The organism is Vibrio sp. SCP2 (assembly GCF_059295395.1).
In genome coordinates this window covers 447,340-464,963 of the sequence record NZ_JCAFVV010000001.1, presented here as the reverse complement: position 1 = coordinate 464,963, position 17,624 = coordinate 447,340, and the positions used below count along the sequence as shown (strand labels likewise).

General features: G+C 45.0%; 19 protein-coding genes and 1 riboswitch. Of the genes, 13 read left to right on the top strand and 6 right to left on the bottom strand.

Annotation, left to right across the window (positions count from 1 at the left end; translation table 11 throughout):
• Positions 1–24 precede the first annotated feature (24 nt).
• From AC5O63_RS02275 to AC5O63_RS02255, 5 genes are all read left to right on the top strand, one after another.
• The gene (locus AC5O63_RS02275; RefSeq protein WP_494503767.1) at positions 25–438 is read left to right on the top strand and encodes a nucleotide triphosphate diphosphatase NUDT15; all 414 of its coding nucleotides are present in this window, start codon (positions 25–27) and stop codon (positions 436–438) included.
• 65 nt (positions 439–503) lie between these two features.
• Positions 504–950 (top strand): GNAT family N-acetyltransferase, encoded by a 447-nt coding sequence (locus AC5O63_RS02270; RefSeq protein WP_494503766.1) that lies wholly within the window; start codon positions 504–506, stop codon positions 948–950.
• A gap of 24 nt (positions 951–974) precedes the next feature.
• The gene (locus AC5O63_RS02265; RefSeq protein ID WP_004749055.1) at positions 975–1,460 is read left to right on the top strand and encodes a YbaK/EbsC family protein; all 486 of its coding nucleotides are present in this window, start codon (positions 975–977) and stop codon (positions 1,458–1,460) included.
• A gap of 70 nt (positions 1,461–1,530) precedes the next feature.
• Positions 1,531–1,974 carry a hypothetical protein gene (locus tag AC5O63_RS02260; RefSeq protein WP_494503765.1) on the top strand — a complete coding sequence of 148 codons (444 nt, stop codon included), beginning with the start codon at positions 1,531–1,533 and terminating at the stop codon, positions 1,972–1,974.
• Between the two features lie 8 nt (positions 1,975–1,982).
• Positions 1,983–2,783: a PhzF family phenazine biosynthesis protein gene (locus AC5O63_RS02255; RefSeq protein ID WP_494503764.1), complete on the top strand. Its 801-nt coding sequence runs from the start codon at positions 1,983–1,985 to the stop codon at positions 2,781–2,783.
• Between the two features lie 22 nt (positions 2,784–2,805).
• On the opposite strand, the gene AC5O63_RS02250 is transcribed toward AC5O63_RS02255, so the two are convergent.
• Together AC5O63_RS02250 and AC5O63_RS02245 are read right to left on the bottom strand one after the other, a co-directional pair.
• A complete protein-coding gene (locus AC5O63_RS02250) occupies positions 2,806–3,699 on the bottom strand; it encodes a cation diffusion facilitator family transporter (RefSeq protein WP_272788141.1) in 894 nt (297 codons plus the stop codon).
• A 187-nt stretch (positions 3,700–3,886) separates the two neighbouring features.
• The gene (locus tag AC5O63_RS02245; RefSeq protein ID WP_494503763.1) at positions 3,887–4,765 is read right to left on the bottom strand and encodes a LysR family transcriptional regulator; all 879 of its coding nucleotides are present in this window, start codon (positions 4,763–4,765) and stop codon (positions 3,887–3,889) included.
• 144 nt (positions 4,766–4,909) lie between these two features.
• Here AC5O63_RS02245 and AC5O63_RS02240 point away from each other — a divergent pair, with 144 nt between their 5' ends.
• Positions 4,910–5,488 carry a class I SAM-dependent DNA methyltransferase gene (locus AC5O63_RS02240; RefSeq protein ID WP_494503762.1) on the top strand — a complete coding sequence of 193 codons (579 nt, stop codon included), beginning with the start codon at positions 4,910–4,912 and terminating at the stop codon, positions 5,486–5,488.
• Between the two features lie 62 nt (positions 5,489–5,550).
• Here AC5O63_RS02240 and AC5O63_RS02235 read toward each other — a convergent pair whose 3' ends face one another.
• A complete protein-coding gene (locus AC5O63_RS02235; protein WP_494503761.1) occupies positions 5,551–7,551 on the bottom strand; it encodes an acetoacetate--CoA ligase in 2,001 nt (666 codons plus the stop codon).
• A gap of 225 nt (positions 7,552–7,776) precedes the next feature.
• On the opposite strand from AC5O63_RS02235, the gene phhA reads away from it, so the two are divergent.
• Positions 7,777–8,568, top strand: coding sequence for a phenylalanine 4-monooxygenase (gene phhA / locus AC5O63_RS02230; protein WP_069669185.1), 792 nt, complete (start codon positions 7,777–7,779; stop codon positions 8,566–8,568).
• Entirely contained in the window at positions 8,561–8,890 is a 330-nt protein-coding gene (locus tag AC5O63_RS02225) for a 4a-hydroxytetrahydrobiopterin dehydratase (protein WP_171320773.1), read from the top strand. The genes phhA and AC5O63_RS02225 overlap by 8 nt, the downstream gene beginning before the upstream one ends.
• A gap of 72 nt (positions 8,891–8,962) precedes the next feature.
• On the opposite strand, the gene AC5O63_RS02220 is transcribed toward AC5O63_RS02225, so the two are convergent.
• Positions 8,963–9,277, bottom strand: coding sequence for a hypothetical protein (locus AC5O63_RS02220; protein ID WP_494503760.1), 315 nt, complete (start codon positions 9,275–9,277; stop codon positions 8,963–8,965).
• 137 nt (positions 9,278–9,414) lie between these two features.
• Positions 9,415–11,742 (bottom strand): bifunctional diguanylate cyclase/phosphodiesterase, encoded by a 2,328-nt coding sequence (locus tag AC5O63_RS02215; RefSeq protein ID WP_494503759.1) that lies wholly within the window; start codon positions 11,740–11,742, stop codon positions 9,415–9,417.
• 204 nt (positions 11,743–11,946) lie between these two features.
• Positions 11,947–12,012, top strand: a riboswitch (Fluoride riboswitch).
• A 114-nt stretch (positions 12,013–12,126) separates the two neighbouring features.
• Here AC5O63_RS02215 and AC5O63_RS02210 point away from each other — a divergent pair.
• On the top strand, positions 12,127–12,819 hold the full coding sequence (locus AC5O63_RS02210) for an iron-sulfur cluster assembly scaffold protein (RefSeq protein WP_494503758.1): 693 nt from the start codon (positions 12,127–12,129) through the stop codon (positions 12,817–12,819).
• A 15-nt stretch (positions 12,820–12,834) separates the two neighbouring features.
• Entirely contained in the window at positions 12,835–13,809 is a 975-nt protein-coding gene (locus AC5O63_RS02205) for a GGGtGRT protein (RefSeq protein ID WP_494503757.1), read from the top strand.
• A gap of 13 nt (positions 13,810–13,822) precedes the next feature.
• On the opposite strand, the gene AC5O63_RS02200 is transcribed toward AC5O63_RS02205, so the two are convergent.
• On the bottom strand, positions 13,823–14,350 hold the full coding sequence (locus AC5O63_RS02200; RefSeq protein ID WP_494503756.1) for a hypothetical protein: 528 nt from the start codon (positions 14,348–14,350) through the stop codon (positions 13,823–13,825).
• A 94-nt stretch (positions 14,351–14,444) separates the two neighbouring features.
• Here AC5O63_RS02200 and AC5O63_RS02195 point away from each other — a divergent pair, with 94 nt between their 5' ends.
• The 3 genes from AC5O63_RS02195 (at position 14,445) to secD (ending at position 17,622) form a co-directional block, all read left to right on the top strand.
• On the top strand, positions 14,445–15,113 hold the full coding sequence (locus tag AC5O63_RS02195; protein WP_171320779.1) for a flagellar basal body-associated FliL family protein: 669 nt from the start codon (positions 14,445–14,447) through the stop codon (positions 15,111–15,113).
• Between the two features lie 99 nt (positions 15,114–15,212).
• Entirely contained in the window at positions 15,213–15,695 is a 483-nt protein-coding gene (locus AC5O63_RS02190; RefSeq protein WP_494503755.1) for a hypothetical protein, read from the top strand.
• A gap of 79 nt (positions 15,696–15,774) precedes the next feature.
• Complete coding sequence (secD, locus tag AC5O63_RS02185; protein WP_494503754.1) at positions 15,775–17,622, top strand: protein translocase subunit SecD; 1,848 nt, start codon at positions 15,775–15,777, stop codon at positions 17,620–17,622.
• The last annotated feature ends 2 nt before the right edge of the window (positions 17,623–17,624 follow it).

The window sequence follows — 17,624 nt, the reverse complement described above, 5'->3', positions numbered from 1 at the left end:
ACAACAAAGAGGAGATGGTTAACGATGAACAAAGAAGTACGTGTAGGTGTAGCGGTTGTGATTAAGCGAGATAACCAAATCCTTCTGGGAGAAAGAATCGGTGCTCATGGCGCTCACACTTGGGCGACACCTGGAGGACACCTAGAATTTGGCGAGTCTATTGAAGAGTGTGCTGAGCGCGAAGTCCTAGAAGAGACCGGATTGCAGGTGAACTCAATCAGTAAGCTTGGGTTTACCAACGACGTGTTCGAACAAGAAGATAAGCATTACATTACCTTGTTCGTTGTTGCTGAGTGTGCAGCCGGAGAGGCTCAAATTATGGAGCCGAATAAATGTAAGCAATGGAAATGGTTTGCATTAGATTCACTTCCAGAGCCTTTGTTTTTGCCGATGACCAACTTATTAGCTGAAAATCCTGACTTAACCGCTAAGTGCTGAATACCAAAGACTCTTTCTACCTGATACAGATAACCAAACGAACAGTGAATACGACTTACTAAGCCATGATATTTAAAGAAACTTTGCAAAATAAGGTACCGATGGACTTGTTGCTTGAAGCTGATCCCAGTGAGAAAAGCATTGCAACGTATCTTAGTGATTCTTGGTGCTTTGTCGCTTTAGAGAACGAGAAAATGGTGGCGGTATGTGTAGTAAAGCCTTTAAGCGGCGTACTTGCAGAAATCTTTAATGTCTCAGTACTACCAGTGTATCAGCAGAAAGGTATCGGTTCGCAGCTACTTAGGTATGCGCTCGCTGAGCTAAGTAATAAAGGTGTCAAGCGAGTCGAGTTAGGGACGGGAACGTTTGGTTATCAACTGACTTATTACCAAAGGCTAGGTTTTAGAGTCGATAGCGTTGTTAAAGATCACTTTGTAGATAACTACGCTGAAGCTATTTTTGAGTCTGGCATTCAACATAAGGATATGTTGAGGTTATACATACAGTTATAAGAACGAAAAATAAGAGGGAATACTATGTCAACGGAACTGAAAGCTTCATCCATCAAAGTTCAGGACTTTTTATCAAGTCGTGGCCATGATTTCGTGATTCAGCAAATGCCTGCCTCAACTCGCACTGCAGTAGAGGCGGCTGATGCTATTGGCTGTGGTGTCGCTCAAATCGCCAAATCGCTCATTTTTAAAAATGGCCAAACAGGCGAGGCAGTACTGATTGTTGCTTCAGGCACCAATATGGTTTGTGCAGACAAAATAGAGCAGCAAACAGGTATCCCACTTGAAAAAGCCAATGCGGCATTTGTGCGCGAGAAAGTTGGCTATGCGATTGGCGGTGTGCCTCCCGTCGCTCACACCGCAAAAGTGCAAACCCTGCTCGATCAGGACTTGAAACAATACGGTGAGATTTGGGCAGCAGCGGGAACGCCGAATACAGTGTTTAGATTAAAGGCAGCAGATCTTGACAGTTTAACAGGCGGCCAGTGGCTAGATGTAGCAAAACGCTAGTCATGACAAGCAATGAGAGTAGTAGAGGTTTTTAACATTGGTTAGTCCATCAAGCAGGCTAGTCACACTGATGACGCTTGCCATGGTTTTTATCAGCGCTTACGTCATTTTAAGAGATACCAGTGTATTTCAAGATGCCGCGAGTGAAAGTGACGTTGAGTTTTACGATGTCACCTTCGTTGAGGTGTTTTCTGGCGTTAAAGGTGGGCTATATAGCCACTTACAAGATAAGCAATCTGGTAAACGCATCAATACCGAATACTACCCATTTGAGGATGTTAAGAGCCCAGTTCGTGAGGATATTCATGTCGGAGTCGTTCCGCGTTCAAGTGGTCGACTTTACGATATTGTTTTCTTAAAAGTGGGGGAAACCGTGGTCAAGAAAACGGCTTATGGATTGGCGGATGTTAACCAGCAGAGAACTCAGAATGGCGCCTCTTACCTCTACATAATCATGCTAGGTGTTGCGATAGCACTCGGACTTAGTGCCTATGGAAAGCAGAAATCAGATTAAGGAAACAAATGGATATTGAGATTTATCAAGTCGACTCTTTTACCTCTCAGCCTTTTAGAGGGAACCCTGCTGGCGTTTGTATTACTCAAGAGCCGCTCGAAGAGTCGCTGATGTATTCGATTGCTGAAGAAATGGCGGTCTCAGAGACAGCATTTCTCACATTGAGCAACATGCAACTGAGGTGGTTTACACCCAAAGTTGAGGTTGCACTATGCGGTCACGGTACCCTCGCTGTTGCCCACATTCTCGCGCAAAAGGGCGCACTCTCAATAGGGGAGAGCGTCGCTTTTAACACACTGTCAGGGCAATTAACGGTCAAACGTAATCTCAATAGCATTGAACTAGATTTTCCAATAGCAACTTTGACTGGTAGTGAAGAAGCGGATAACTCCTTGTTGTTTGAAGCTTTAGGATTGAGTTCAAATCAAATTATTGCCACAAGGCAGTTTGATGAAAAAGTACTGATACACGTACCTGATTTACACATACTGGAGCAGTTGAAGCCGAACTTTGATGCCATGAAGCAACTGAAAGGCCGTGGAGTGATTGTTACTGCGTTGAGCAATAATCCAGAGGTTGATTTTGTGTCTCGTTATTTTGCTCCTTGGGTAGGCGTCAACGAAGACCCTGTCACAGGCTCTGCTCATTGCGCTTTAGCCGCTTATTGGCAACAGGCGTTAGGTAAAAGTAGCTTTAATGCTTACCAAGCCTCTCCTCGGGGTGGGCATATTGGCTTAGAGATAGAAGGTCAGCGAGTGAAGTTAAGCGGTACCGCTTGCACTATCATTTCAGGCGTGCTGCATCTGTAACGAGATACAGCTTAGCTCGTTTTTAGCTGGCAATATTCATGGTTAGATTAAGGTCTAACGAAAGCTTCGACAGTTTATCTTTTAACACTCGGCGGGTTTTATCCAGTTCCGCCACTTCAACTTGTTGACCTTTTGAGTGAACGTCAAGATTAACCCTCAACTCACGGCCGACCTTAGTGACGGCCGCTACTTTTAGTTGCTGAGACACTTGTTTATCTAATGCAGAGACTTCTTTGTCTACCGCGTTACAAATGGCTTCGTCAGGTTTCATCATCAGCAGCTCGCGCAGTGCGCCCATCAACATATCAAACGGTACCTTGATGAAGTAAAAAGACATAAGAATCATCATCATAGGGTCGGCATAAACGGCATATTTAGCAAATGGCGAAATGGAGACTAACCAAGCGGTTACAAAGCCTAACGTGACAGCGACACTTAATAGGGTATCCATTTGCCACTGTTTGCTTTCTGCTTCAATAAGCCCAGAAGAAAAGCGTTTTGATTTGTTGGCGATATACCACCAAGCATAGCCACAACCTAATACGTTCACTACGCCAAACAGAGTCGCAATGCCCGCGTCAACCTCACGTCCGCCAGTAAACATAGCCGTCACTGCTGAGTAGAGAGAAACGCTGACAATAGCGAGGATGACACTGCCTTTTACAGCAATGACAACGGGCTCTAGCACTGCTTTACCAAATGGGAATTGACGCTTCGAAGGGCGCTCAATAAAGCGCGAGACAGCCAGCGACAATAAAGTTAACAGCAGACTGACCAGAGAATAAACGCCGTCAAACACAATAACCAGTGAACCTACAAGCAAGCCGAGTACGAGACCTGCGCCAGCAAAGCCCGATGCGAGCAACGCTGAGAAGGTGAGTATTCGTTTTTCGTTTAAGCTTGTCCTAGCACACATAATGTTATCTCTTGTTTATCTACACTTACAGTGTTCTCAAAACCAGCGCATTTAACAAACATTATATGAGTTTTAGGTATGGTGTATTTTTAACCTTTCTTGGTTAATCTATATAATTCAATGAGATAGGTGTGAAATTTGGTGTCACTATTTTTGACGCTCACTGATGGTTTGTTTGTGTGTCAGGCTAAAAATCAAACAGATACTCGTTTAACTTGTCAGCCAACCAAGACATCCCGGGGTGCTCGGCCATGCCAGCTGCGGTAAACATGCAGTAATCTTCCTGAGTTAAACCATAGGTATGCTTAATCACCGCAAGCTCTTGTTTACGTAATAGATTACGGATCAGAGGTTCTGGTAGAACGCCCCATGCTTCTTCTTCAAGAATCGTATTGAGCATATATTCAAAGCTTGAGAAGCCGATATAGCGTAATGAAAACGGCTGAAGTTCAGGGTTGTCTTTCTCATTGAGATAGACCATAACCGCCTGCATCGCGTTACGTAGTTCATCATCGGATACACGACGTAATCGCGCCAACGGATTGTTGGTTCGGCACACCGACATCAAGCGGATTTTTCCGAGCGGCTGGAAGGTAACGAGAGGATCATCGATGCGCTCATAATCGACGCCGAAAGCAAAATCAACCTGAGAGGTCGCGACGAGATTGGCGAGGTCACCACTAGAGGCGAGCACAATATTGAATGTTGTGGCAGGAAAGTGGTTATTGAGCCTATGAGAGAGGTCATGCCATAGATCATCGGGCAGTGAATCGTCACGGGCAATCCAAACTTCAGCGTTGAACTCTCCGGAAACTTGAGCGCAGGTTTGGCGAATACGCGATGCGGTCACCAGCAAGTTCTGACTATCTTTATAAATCGCTTTACCCGCTTCGGAAAGCACTAAATTGTTACCGCTACGAACGAATAGCTCTACATCGAGATCTTTTTCCAATGCTTTGATTGCCATACTTAATTTAGTGCGGTTGCATTCAAGCTGGCGGGCGGCCTCCGAAACAGAGCCAGTATCTGCGACGGTGCAAAAAGCTTCGATCTGAGATAAGTTCATCTTTTGTACAATTTGATTAGCTTGAAATCGATATTATATTAATCCTAGGCAATTGTCTGTTTTCAGCATTGAAATGCTATGAATTTCATGCAGTTTTGATACTCTTGAGCGATGCCAAGTGAATGTAGTAACAGGGAGATCATGATGGCTAATAGTTGGGACGATGTCGCAGCAAACTGGGATGCGGAAAACGCAACCAATGATTACGCAGATAAGGCGTTTGAGTCGTTACAGAAAGTTGTCGATTTTAAAGGAATGCACATTCTGGACTTTGGCTGTGGTACCGGTTTGTTGAGTCAACGGATGTCGCCAATCGCTAAAGACATTGTCGCGCTAGACAGCTCGGAAGCGATGATCGAACAGCTAGACATGAAAGAGCTTGCCAATGTTGAGCCAGTAGTCGATATCCTCAGTCGCGGACTTGTCGCAATGCACCCAGCATTTAGAGCACAGTTTGATTTGGTCGTTGCCTCGTCGGTTTGCAGCTTTTTACCAAGCTACTCTGATACTGCAGATATTGTCTTCAGTTTGCTCGATGAAGGCAGTTACTTTGTCCATTGGGATTGGTTGTCAGATAAAGACGAAGTTGGCGGTATGACCATCACGCATGCGCAGCAAGTGTTATCCAGTGTTGGTTTCAGTGAGGTTGTTGTAACGACACCATTCGATATTGAAACGCCAGATGGAACGCTAAAGGTACTGATGGCCGTGGCTAAAAAATAATAGCCTAAAAGTGATAGCTTAAAGAGATTGAAGAAGCCCGACGATGACGTCGGGCTTTTTGTTTAGACAACAGGATGACCTTGGAACTTCTCGACTTCATCCAAAACCCAAGGGTTAGCGATAGCGCCTTTGTTCTTTATCTCTTCACCATGTAAGACTTGTTTTACCGCAAGCTCGACCAGTTTGCCGGATTTCGTTTTTGGTATTTCAGTCAATGTATAGATTTCTGAAGGCACATGGCGCGGAGAACACTGTGCCCGCAGCGTTTGCTTAATCGTGCTTTCGAGCTCCTTAGTAAGCGTCTGTTCTGGGTTCAGCTGGACAAAGAGGACGATTTTCTCGTCGCCATCCACGCGCCGTCCTACTGCGATAGAGTCTTGAATTTCGGGAAGTTGATTCACCTTCTGATAAATCTCAGCGGTACCAATTCTTACCCCGCCTGGGTTGAGTGTGGTGTCGCTTCGCCCATAGAAAATCATGCCATTTCGCGCGGTCATTTCAACATCGTCACCGTGGTGCCAAGTGTTTTCATATTTGTCCCAGTAGGCGCTGTGATAGCGTTCACCGTCATCGTGCCAAAAGCCTAGAGGTTGATTAGGAAAACTGTTGCGACAAACCAGTTCACCTCGCTCTGCAATCACTTCTTTTCCTGAGTCATTGAACACGGCAACATCCATGCCTAGCCCAGCACCCTGACACTCCCCACGATAAACTGGCGAAATAGGGTTGCCTAACACGAAGCAGCCACAGATATCCGTTCCTCCGGAGATGGAAGCCAAATGAAGATCCACTTTGATGTTGGCATACACATAGTCAAACTGTTCGGGGTACAAGACAGAGCCTGTGGAACACAAGGTTCGTAGGGAGTCCAACGAATAGTGACTACTTGGATTAAACTGGGACTTTTCAAGCGCTTCCAAATACTTAGCTGACGTGCCAAATAAGGTCGCTTGCGCATCTTCGCATAGTTGCCACAAAGCATTTGGGTTTGGGTACATAGGGCTACCGTCGTAAATGACCAAACTGGCACCACTGGCCAATGCTGACACATGCCAATTCCACATCATCCAGCCACAGGTTGTGTAATAGAAAACGCGATCTTTAGGTTGAACATCACAGTGAAGTTGATGTTCTTTGAGGTGGTTTAGAATTGTTCCGCCAACTGAGTGGACAATACATTTTGGTTTGCCCGTTGTGCCTGAAGAGTAGAGAACAAACAGCGGATCATTGAAACTGATCCTTTGATAGCGCATTCCCCGTGGCAGGAAACTGGCTAAAATGGCTTCCCAGTCAGAAAATGAGTCGCTAAGACCTTGGTTGCTCGGTTGTTCTTGCAAGTAGTCAATCTGACAAGTATTCACTAAGCTCGGCATAGCATCGACAATTTGCCGATTCTTCTCTTCCATATGAAAAGTTTTGCCGTTGAAGTCGTAACCATTACAGCAAAACAGTACCTTTGGCTGAACTTGACCAAAGCGCTCAATAACGCTTTCTGCACCGAAGTCGGGAGAGGTTGACGTCCATATTGCACCTAGGCTTGTCGTCGCTAACATGGCGATAACGGTTTCTGGCATGTGCGGCAAGTACCCAGCAACGACGTCCCCTTTTTCGACGCCATTGTGCTTTAACCATTGCTGAAGAATAGACACCTGATCACACAACTCTTGCCAAGAGAGTTTTCGGCAATCTCCGCGCTCATTTTTAAACCAGATAGCGATGTCATCAGGGGCTTGAAATGCGTAGGCAAGGAGGTTTTCTGCATAATTGAGTTGCGATTGAGGGAACCAAATAGTGTCTCGACTAGGGCTGAATGTTCCCCATTTGGCTAAACCTTCACCTAAAATACAGTCGCCTTTGTAACCAATAACATCACAAAATTGCCAGACTTCTAACCAGAAATCTTTTTTGCACTCTACTGACCAGCGATGTAAGTCAGAGTAGTTTTCTATCGCATCTCCCTGAATATTAATGTGTTTTATGAATTGATCTAGATTTGATGATTCTATACGCTCGCGACTAGGCGCCCAGATCGGGGAAGGGAAGCGCTGCTCTGAGTTAGACATGACATCCTCGTCTTTTTGTTCTCCGTTATCCAAATAAGCTTTGATGAAAATATAGGCAAAGTCAAACAAGTGGGGTGACTTCAGCTCCATGAAAAATAAGCAAAAAGCTGTCAAATGTAAAAATTATGTTACAGGAAAGGGTGGCGATAGAGTTGGCTCGGAAAATTGTCACCGTCTTAGCATGGCGATAGGCTTAATGTAACGGATTTGTTAACGGAGCTAGGTATGGCACAGTATCATTCTAAACCTGTGAATGAGCACGGGATTGTGGAGTGGAGCCGGGAAGAGAATGAGGTTTGGCGCGATTTGGTTGAGCGTCAACTGCACTTGGTAAAGCAAAGAGCTTGTAAAGAGTATTTGGCAGGACTCGAACTGCTTGATTTGCCAATTGATAGAGCTCCGCAGATTGTTGATATTAATCGAGTATTAAAGGAATCGACGGGTTGGCAGGTAGAGCCTGTACCTGCACTGATCAATTTTGACCGATTTTTTGCTCTGCTTGCAGATAAGAAATTTCCGGTGGCGACATTTCTGCGAACTCGTGAAGAGTTTGATTACCTCCAAGAGCCGGACTTTTTCCACGAAATCTTTGGTCATTGCGCTATGTTGACCAACCCCGAGTTTGCCCAGTTTACTCAGACGTATGGCCTTCTCGGCCGCAATGCGAGTGACAAAGAGCGAGTCTATTTGGCGCGTTTATACTGGTTCACGGTCGAATTTGGACTGGTTAAAGAAGGCGATCAAACTAAGATTTATGGTGGTGGTATTTTGTCTTCACCAGGTGAAACGCTATACGCATTAGATGATCCTAAGGCACAGCGAGTAGAGTTTGATATCCACACCGTATTTAGAACGCCTTACCGGATAGATATTATGCAGCCAGAATATTTTGTTCTTGATAACATTCAGCAGTTATACAAACTAAGTAAATTGGATTTAATGTTCCATGTTAAGCAAGCCATGCAGGCTGGATTATTACCCCCATTATTTGAACCAAAGGAAGTGACACATGCTTGATGAATTACGTTGTGAGTCTTGTACCAGTAGCGCAGTGGCGTTAGGCGCAGAAGAGAGAAGGTTACTCCTTACAGAGCTAGAAGGTTGGCAGATGCTAGAGCGCGATGGTATTCCTCAACTGGAAAAAGTCTATAAGTTTAAGAACTATAAACTTGCATGGGCGTTTGCCAACAAAGTGTCCGAGCTTGCTGAAGAAGAGTTTCATCACCCATCGATACTTCTTGAGTGGGGGAAAGTGACGGTAACTTGGTGGAGTCACTCCATTAAAGGGCTGCATCAAAATGATTTTATCTGTGCCGCTAAGTGTGACCGCTTAGACTAGCCCAACAAAACCTAGAAACAACAAAGCCTGAGGAGTGAATTCTCAGGCTTTGTTTTTTGGGGCTACCCAAATTTAAAATGAAGGAAGGTAGCGCTGCTCGCGAATGACATCACCATTCTCATCAATAATTTCGAATGTAAAAGTACGACCGTTGTCCAATAGGTTTGCCGCCATAAACGTACCTTTTACTCCCGTTGTGAAGTAATGGGTTCCATTGCCCTTAACCTTTACTTTGACGTCGCTCACTGGCACGCCATTTTCAGTTACGGTGACAATAGCTTGGTTTTCAATAGTCTTGATTCGGATTGATTGATCCTCTGCTGGCATTGCAAATGCGACTGTTGAAGTTAGGGCGGTAAGTGCGATTGCTTTTAGTACTGTTTTCATCATGAATTCCTCTCAACTCTTGGCTGTAGTTAATTTTGTAAACTGCGTCTTGTGCGCTTGAGAGAAATAATATGTGTGAATTAAATCACAAAAAATAGTATAAATTCGTTATTCATATTCGAAGTTTTCGAACAAGGTTAAGCGGTCGCTTTTGTCTGGTTATCGAGGACTCTTTCTATGCCACACACGGTAAGCGGCTTAGACTTCAAGTATCCCTGAATCAAGTTACAACGATGTTGGGTTAAGAAAGCGAGTTGCTCTGGGGTTTCTACGCCTTCGGCGACGACTTCTAGATCGATGGTATGCGCCATATTGATGATCGCCTGACAAAGGCTATCGGCATTATGTTGACCAAGTGCTATGCGGCTAACAAAACTGCGGTCGACTTTGATCACATCAACAGGGTAGTCATTGAGTACTGAGAGTGAAGAGTAACCTGTGCCAAAGTCATCCAAGTAAAGGGTTACACCGAGATCTTTGATACGCTGAAGTTGGCTAGCGTTGCACTCGTCCGCTAGAAGCATAGACTCTGTTATCTCTATACCGATGAGATGGGCTGGAAAAGAGTGACTCTCAAGTAAATGCGCTAGCGTATGGTAGATATGCTCTGACTCAAACTGCTTGGCCGACACGTTAATATTGAAACGAGGTACATTGTTGCCTTGTCGCGTGATCCATAATCGCTCTAGAATCTTGCAGCACTCTTTCGCCACCCAATCACCAATTGGAATGATCTGTCCTGTCTCCTCTGCTATCGGGATAAAGTCTTGGGGAGAGATGAATCCGAGCTTTGGGTGATTCCATCTAAGTAGAGACTCAAATCCGACAACTGAATCACTGCTTGTTTCATAGATAGGTTGATAGACCAATGACAACTGCTTAAATGCGAGTGCGCCCGTCAGCTCTTGCTCTAAAGTAAAGCGTTTCTTAGCCTGATTAAACATCTGGTCATGGAAGAAGACAACCTTCTCATTTGACGAGCCTTTAGCCTTATACATCGCAGTATCTGCCTCACGCAGAATGCCAGCTATGGTCTGCTTGGGGTCCGTGACTACCGAAATACCAATGCTCGCGCCTATATGACAAGACTGGCCATCAATCGTGTAGGGCTGACTTAGCGCCTTGGCGTAGCGATGACATATGTGTGTCAGTGCACCGCGTGAGGTTAACCGAGGTAAGCAGATGATGAACTCGTCACCGCCAAAGCGAAAACTCATATCGTCGTCGCGGCAGTGGCGGGTTAATCGAGATGCCACTTCCTTGAGTAATTTGTCGCCATGGAGGTGACCCATAGAGTCGTTGATGACCTTAAATCGATCTAAATCGATAAAGAGTATCGAGAAACCATCAGATGACCCTTTTTGTAAATACCTAAGCTGTTTATCGATTTCTCGATTGAGTGCAGTTCGATTGTTTAACCCAGTTAAGTTATCTTTGACCGCTTGAATAGCAAGAGAGCGGGTTTTCTCTTCGATCAATTGATCAGAGACTTTCAATCGGGTGGCATAGAAGTTTGCGGCTATTGAAACAGAACCCGTTAAAAGAAAAATCAACAGTATTGACGCTGTACTATACAAAGCGGTACTGCCACTACTATCCATCTTCGAGATTGAAATGGTCCACTCCTGATTGAATAGCGGGACGCGTATAGTTTGGTCAAGCGAAACGAGCCGTGCGGTTAGACCATCTTCGGTAAGCTTGGTGTTGATATGAGACTCAAAGGCAAGCTCATGGTTTGGTTGAACATAGACTTCAATTTCAGTTGTGGCTGAGTTCACTTCTCGTTGCCATATCTCACCAAGTAGTTCATGGAAAACAACCTTAGCGACAATAAATCCTTCAAGCTTTCCAGCGGTAGAGAACTTAGGTAAGACCAAGTTTGCAGCCAGTTGACCTTCTTCAACAAAATCGGCAACACCGACTCGATTGGAGGTAATAGCACGGGACATCGCGCTAACCAGTTGAGTGTCACTCTCTAATCGAAAGCCTAGATCATCACTCCCTTCAAACGAGGAGGATAGGTAGTAAACAGGAACCGTTTGATTACTGAGAAACCATGTTTTGTCTTCATTGGTCGATAACGGCGGAGTGAGCTCAAAACCTAGAAAGCCGTTCTGCCTTGCGGTCTGTTTAAACTCAGAAACCTGATCAATGGATACAGTAGGTGCCCAAATCACAGCTTGAACGTTTGGCAGCAGCGAAGATTGCTCTGAAAAGTATGCTTCAAATTGTTTAGGTGTTGGCTTATTGCCATTCGATAAAAATGCTCTAGTTGAATAGAGCAGCCTTTCAATCGAGTTTAGTGATTGTTGAAGGGTCTGTACTTGGTTGTTTAACTGCCCAGTAAGTTGGCTATTGAGCTTTTGTGTTTCGTAATGATGAACGATTAAGTAGCTGCCTCCAGCTAGACTTAGACCGATAATCCAGATCAGAAGAAAATGTTTAAGTGACAGAGCAAGTTTCAAGGCAGAGTCAGAGGTAATCCGTTACACATTCCTAAATGGTAACTGCAATTAACATTAATGCAAATGATAATTGATAACAAATAAGTTCAACAGTACAAGTAATTGTTACATTTGGTTTAATTGGTCTGCTTATATAAATTGGGTTGATTATAAGTTTTCACTCTAAATAAAGGTTTGCATAAAAGTGTGATGTGGATCTATTCTATTTCCCAAGGTGATGGGGTTCCACCTACTTAACCGCCAATTCTGGCTGATGACTCCTACAGATACGAAAACAGGTGATGCTGTTGTGAATAAACCACTCGCTAACGAGTCGGTTTGACGTTCTGTAGAGAAGTTGTATCTTCACGCCTCACTTGTTTTCCTGACGATTAGGAAAACGCCATGCAATACTCTTCTGAAATTCAATCTATGTGCCCAATTCAACGTGGGGACTTACATCCATCTGCGCCCATTCCAGTGGAAGGGTTAATGGTGCGGCCAAAAGATGTTATCGCCATTTCTGGTTTAAGCCACGGTGTTGGTGCTTGTGCTCCCCAGCAAGGGGCCGCGAAACTCACTTTGAATGTAAAGCAAGGCATCATCGAAGAAGCGCTGATTGAAACTATAGGCTGCTCTGGAATGACACACTCAGCGTCTATGGCGGCTGAAATATTGACTGGAAAAACCATCCTAGAAGCGCTAAATACCGATCTGGTCTGTGACGCGATTAATGTCGCGATGCGCGAGCTATTCCTCCAATTTGTTTATGGGCGTACTCAATCTGCTTTTTCTGAAGGCGGGTTAGAAATTGGCGCTGCGTTGGAAGATCTCGGTAAAGCTCAGAGAAGTCAGGTTGGAACGAGTTACTCGACGATGGCGAAAGGAGTGAGATACATGGAACTTGCTGAAGGCTACGTAACCAAACTTGCGCTCGACGAGAATGATGAAGTCATCGGGTATCAGTACCTTAACCTTGGCAAAATGATGGCAAACATTGAAAGTGGAATGGAGGCTGAAAGCGCAATGCTAGACGCGGGTGGAACGTATGGACGCTTCGATGAAGCTGTAAAAACGATCAATCCGCGTAACGCTTAACCAGAGGGCCAAATCATGAATATTTCGACAACTCAATTACTTAATCACATGAACTTTTCTACTCTAGAAGAGGCGCATCATTACTGTCTGACTTTCGGAATTGACCCTAAGCAAGTAGTACTTGAAACTCAGCCGATTGCATTTGATAACGCTTGTGATGCGTATACCTTAGGGACTGCACTGGCGCTGTTTCGCCAATCAGAAAACGCGGAGCAGGCAGCGCTAGCCATCGGTGAAGGGCTACAAGCGTTTACCAAAGAGGGCAGCGTTGCCCAGCAAAGACAAGTAGGTTTAGGGCACGGCGCTTTGGCTGCTCGACTGCTTAATGAGCAAACGCAGTGCTTTGCATTTCTCGCAGGTCATGAGTCTTTTGCTGCAGCGGAAGGAGCGATTAAAATTGCTCTCAATGCTAACAAGTCGAGAACTACACCTCTTAAAGTGATCTTGAATGGACTCGGTAAAGATGCGGCCTACTTAATCGCTAGAATTAACGGATTTACCTATGTAAGAACCGAGTTCGACTACCAAACCGGGGAGCTGGTGGAGGTTGAAAGAAGACGTTTCTCTCAGGGCGCGCGTGGTGAGATTCTCTGTTACGGCGCTGATGATGTCAGAGAGGGCGTGGCGATCATGCATCGTGAATCGGTAGACGTCAGTATTACGGGTAATTCGACTAACCCTACACGCTTTCAGCATCCGGTCGCCGGTATCTACAAATCTGAGTGCAATGCTCAGGGCAAAGCGTATTTTTCGGTTGCCTCTGGTGGTGGTACTGGACGAACGCTACACCCAGATAATGTTGCGGCAGGACCAGCAAGTTACGGAATGACGGATACCATGGGGAGAATGCACGCTGATGCCCAGTTTGCAGGAAGCTCTTCAGTGCCAGCTCATGTGGCAATGATGGGCTTCATCGGTATGGGGAATAATCCTATGGTAGGCGCATCCGTGGCACTCGCAGTGGCGGTGGAACAGCAACTTCATCACTAAGGTAAAACCGGAATTAATCCTGAGGCTTTGGTTTGGCGTTTTCCAGAGCCTCAATCTCTTTTCTATAGCGCCCTTCAAGTATGGTCAGTTTACTGATCAAGGATTCAATATCTTTCCTCATTGCTTGGTTAACCTGTGAGTATTGCCAACCGCTAATGACATTAGATTGGCTACCTGATTGTTTGCAATGTTTACTGATCGATAACCAACGTTTTTCCATCGCGTTCGCTTGATTGACTAATGGGTCAAGTAACCGTTTCTCTTCGTTTATCCTGCTTATCACAACACCGGAAGCCTCCGCTTGGGTTTGCATATGCTGATGAAAGGTGTGATTGCCGCTTTGCCACAGCCCTTGCAGTTCATTGGCGGTGAACTCCTGATATAAGAAAGGCTGAGCTTGGTGTATCTGGAGAAACTGATTGAATCGAGTCGCGTGAAAGTTATATTTCTGATCCAATTCTTGCTGAAGTTTGAGGGCACGATTCCATGATTCAGCGTCGCAATGCGCACTATTTGCCCCATAAGGTAAAGTGATCAGCAATGCTGCCGCTATAGTTATATTAATACTGTGCCATTTCATTATGATGGTTGTGGTGTTTGCAACCTCTTAAGTATAGGAAAAGAATCAGGGCGATATGAAAAAGGTCATTATGCTTCTCCTGCTGCTCGTCGGCATAGGCTGTGCTGCGGGTGGTTACTACATCTTCTATTACAAACCTCAACAAGACGCGTTAGCGATGGAAGGGGTAGAGGAAGAAGAGCCAATGACACCCATTCTTCTGGTTGAAGAGGAAGAAGAGGTCGAGCCACCGCCGCCGATTACCGACTACTATGTTAGCCCTCCCAAACTGGGTGTGCGTGAAGCTCCAGATTACTCCGCGTTTGTGGAAAATGTGGTTTATCGTGGAGACAAGCTGCATATCTTAGAAAAACGAGATGGCTGGGGAAGAATATCGCCTTACTATGTTTACGAAGAAGGTGGGCCTGAAGTTGCAGAATGGGTACCAATGGAAGCACTTCTGGAAGTGGCTCCAACCATTACCAAGCAAGAGAGAGTAGAAACCGTCACTACTTATATTGAAGATTCTGATGATTTTAAACAGCATTTCGAAATGTTCATTAAGACAACAGATAACCTGCTTAAAGAAGGGACGTGTGTACCGGAGGATTTTGAAGAAACTCAAGGTTGGATACGTTCGGTGACGTTTGAAGATATTGATGCCTACTTTGTGTACTGCGGTGGCTTGAAGCAAGCCAATAAGATCTATTTGGATGTTCAAACGGGTAAGATTTTCTATCGTTAAAACCCACCAAATTTGAAATGTTAGCTTTTAGATTATTTTAGTTGTCTGTTGCCAAGGTTAGATCTACTATCACGCTGTTGACTACTATCAGGTTCATCAATGCTTCAACGAATCGTTTCATATATCTGGCTTTTTACACTTGCGATGGCATTGCCAACGCAGGCGTTTGCCTATGTATTGCAAGCTGAAAATGAAGCATCTGCACGCCTTAATTATCGCACAAACGCGTTACTGCCCCTTTCAAACAGTGACTTCCAAGCTCTATTTGATGAAGTAAAGCAAGAGCCTCAATCAGAACCTGTTACCAAAGCCAATTTTTCGCAAGATTGGCTAGCCATCATCAATGCTAATCGCTGGCTGAATGTCACTCGCTACCTTGATAATGGTGATTCCTCTTCAAACATTGATTTACCTAGCTTTGAACCTGCTGCGATAGCTCTGTTCAGGTTGTATAAACTCCCTAAAATAGAGTCAGGTCTAGGCGTTACATCACGCTACAATTCCCCTTACCGCATTTCTGGTTGGAAAGAGACTAACGCGCTTTACGTGGCGCTCAACAGTCAGTATTCCGCTATTTCCTAACTTAAATACCGAAGCTATAGCTTTCACCGTTTATCCCTAGGTACAGATCTATCTGTTCCCAGCTAAGTTAAGAAATATTATGAAAAAAAATCCTATAAAGCAGGCGAAATCCGCGCGCCTGATGAACCACTATTCTGCATGGAAATATGTGGTTCTTATTGCGACAGTGGTAATGCTTACCCTTAGCGCCGTTCCAACTTGGTATGGTGAGAAACCTTCTATTCAGGTGACAACGTCACAAGTTGACTCAAACAACACTGTCAATAATGTCACTGAACTCAACCGCTATCTCGATCAACGTGATATTCAAGTGAACGAAATCGAACAGGTTGGTAACAAAACAACGCTCGTGTTTGAAAACGAAACTGAGCAAACTCAAGCACGTCAGGCGCTAGATAAGCTATTAGGGAAAGAAGACTCGATTACCTTTTCTTATGTTTCTGTCGCGCCTAAGTGGCTAGGTGATATGGGCTTTAGTCCTATCAAGCTAGGTTTGGACTTACGTGGTGGTGTGCAGTTTTTACTCAATGTTGATATTGACAAGGCATTTGAAGACCAACGTAACAGCTTAGTAGATGAAGTGAGAGACTTCTTGCGTCAGGAAAGACTGCGCGGTATTCAAATTTCTTCGGTTGGTTCTGAAGCCTTTGATGTTAAGACTGACACTGACAATGCGCTGGCTCAAGTGAATACTTTCCTTAAGCAGAACTACCCGAACTGGGATGTGAAGCGCCATTCGGATTATCTTGCGGTTAAGCCAACGCCAGAGAGTAAATCTGAGTTCCAGTCGGTCACTATCAAGCAAAACTTAAAGATCATGCGTGATCGCATTGAAGAGCTAGGCATTACAGAAGCTCTAGTTCAGCGTCAAGGCGAACACAGTATTCGTATTGAGTTACCTGGTGTGCAAGACCCTTCATTGGCGAAGAACGTTATTGGCGCAACGGCGACTTTGGCTTTTCATGAATCACGTACTCCTTCAGAGGGTAAAGCTTACGGCGACGTTGTTTTGAAAGACAATGACGGTCGTGATGTGACTCTAGCAAAACGTCCAGTTCTGACTGGTGAGCACATTATTAATGCGCGTGCTGGCATTGATAAAATGGGATTCTCTGAGGTAAACATCTCCCTTGATCATGCTGGTGGCAAAATCATGAGTGATTTCTCTGGGGGCCATATCGGCAAACCAATGGCAACTGTGTATCGCGAATATACGACTAACGCTAAGGGTGAAACTGAACGTAGCGAGCGAGTCATCAGTGTCGCAACCATTCAATCTCAACTAGGCAGTCAGTTCCGCATCACAGGTGCAGGCTCAATGGAAGACGCACAGAACCTTGCATTATTGCTTCGCGCTGGCTCGTTGACCGCACCAGTGACGATTGTTGAAGAGCGCACTATTGGCGCTTCATTGGGTGCTGAAAACATTCAAAATGGCTTTGCCGCTCTGGCGCTTGGTTTAGCGATGACATTGACCTTTATGGCGCTTTGGTATCGCCGATTAGGCTGGGTCGCCAACGTTGCATTAATGGTTAACATGGTAAGCTTACTTGGTTTGATTGCACTTCTACCTGGTGCCGTCCTGACTCTACCTGGTATCGCTGGTTTAGTTTTAACGGTCGGTATGGCGGTAGACACCAACGTACTGATATTCGAGCGTATCAAGGACAAACTCGCTGAAGGGCGTACATTCGCTCAGTCGATTGACCTTGGGTTTGATAGTGCTTTGAGCACGATTCTTGACGCCAACATTACAACCATGATCACTGCTGTCGTTCTTTACTCGATTGGTAATGGTCCAATTCAAGGCTTTGCCTTAACTCTAGGTCTGGGTCTGTTGACCAGTATGTTCAGTGGTGTGTTCGCATCACGCGCAATCATCAATTTGGTATGGGGACGCGATGCACGTCGCGATGTGAGAGTATAACC

What these genes read in the sequence shown, in the direction of transcription:
- AC5O63_RS02275 (WP_494503767.1), top strand. Translation starts at nt 25, where the DNA reads ATGAACAAAGAAGTACGTGTAGGTGTAGCGGTTGTGATTAAGCGAGAT.
- AC5O63_RS02270 (WP_494503766.1), top strand. Translation starts at nt 504, where the DNA reads ATGATATTTAAAGAAACTTTGCAAAATAAGGTACCGATGGACTTGTTG.
- AC5O63_RS02265 (WP_004749055.1), top strand. Translation starts at nt 975, where the DNA reads ATGTCAACGGAACTGAAAGCTTCATCCATCAAAGTTCAGGACTTTTTA.
- AC5O63_RS02260 (WP_494503765.1), top strand. Translation starts at nt 1,531, where the DNA reads ATGACGCTTGCCATGGTTTTTATCAGCGCTTACGTCATTTTAAGAGAT.
- AC5O63_RS02255 (WP_494503764.1), top strand. Translation starts at nt 1,983, where the DNA reads ATGGATATTGAGATTTATCAAGTCGACTCTTTTACCTCTCAGCCTTTT.
- AC5O63_RS02250 (WP_272788141.1), bottom strand. Translation starts at nt 3,699, where the DNA reads ATGTGTGCTAGGACAAGCTTAAACGAAAAACGAATACTCACCTTCTCA.
- AC5O63_RS02245 (WP_494503763.1), bottom strand. Translation starts at nt 4,765, where the DNA reads ATGAACTTATCTCAGATCGAAGCTTTTTGCACCGTCGCAGATACTGGC.
- AC5O63_RS02240 (WP_494503762.1), top strand. Translation starts at nt 4,910, where the DNA reads ATGGCTAATAGTTGGGACGATGTCGCAGCAAACTGGGATGCGGAAAAC.
- AC5O63_RS02235 (WP_494503761.1), bottom strand. Translation starts at nt 7,551, where the DNA reads ATGTCTAACTCAGAGCAGCGCTTCCCTTCCCCGATCTGGGCGCCTAGT.
- phhA (WP_069669185.1), top strand. Translation starts at nt 7,777, where the DNA reads ATGGCACAGTATCATTCTAAACCTGTGAATGAGCACGGGATTGTGGAG.
- AC5O63_RS02225 (WP_171320773.1), top strand. Translation starts at nt 8,561, where the DNA reads ATGCTTGATGAATTACGTTGTGAGTCTTGTACCAGTAGCGCAGTGGCG.
- AC5O63_RS02220 (WP_494503760.1), bottom strand. Translation starts at nt 9,277, where the DNA reads ATGAAAACAGTACTAAAAGCAATCGCACTTACCGCCCTAACTTCAACA.
- AC5O63_RS02210 (WP_494503758.1), top strand. Translation starts at nt 12,127, where the DNA reads ATGCAATACTCTTCTGAAATTCAATCTATGTGCCCAATTCAACGTGGG.
- AC5O63_RS02205 (WP_494503757.1), top strand. Translation starts at nt 12,835, where the DNA reads ATGAATATTTCGACAACTCAATTACTTAATCACATGAACTTTTCTACT.
- AC5O63_RS02195 (WP_171320779.1), top strand. Translation starts at nt 14,445, where the DNA reads ATGAAAAAGGTCATTATGCTTCTCCTGCTGCTCGTCGGCATAGGCTGT.
- AC5O63_RS02190 (WP_494503755.1), top strand. Translation starts at nt 15,213, where the DNA reads ATGCTTCAACGAATCGTTTCATATATCTGGCTTTTTACACTTGCGATG.
- secD (WP_494503754.1), top strand. Translation starts at nt 15,775, where the DNA reads ATGAAAAAAAATCCTATAAAGCAGGCGAAATCCGCGCGCCTGATGAAC.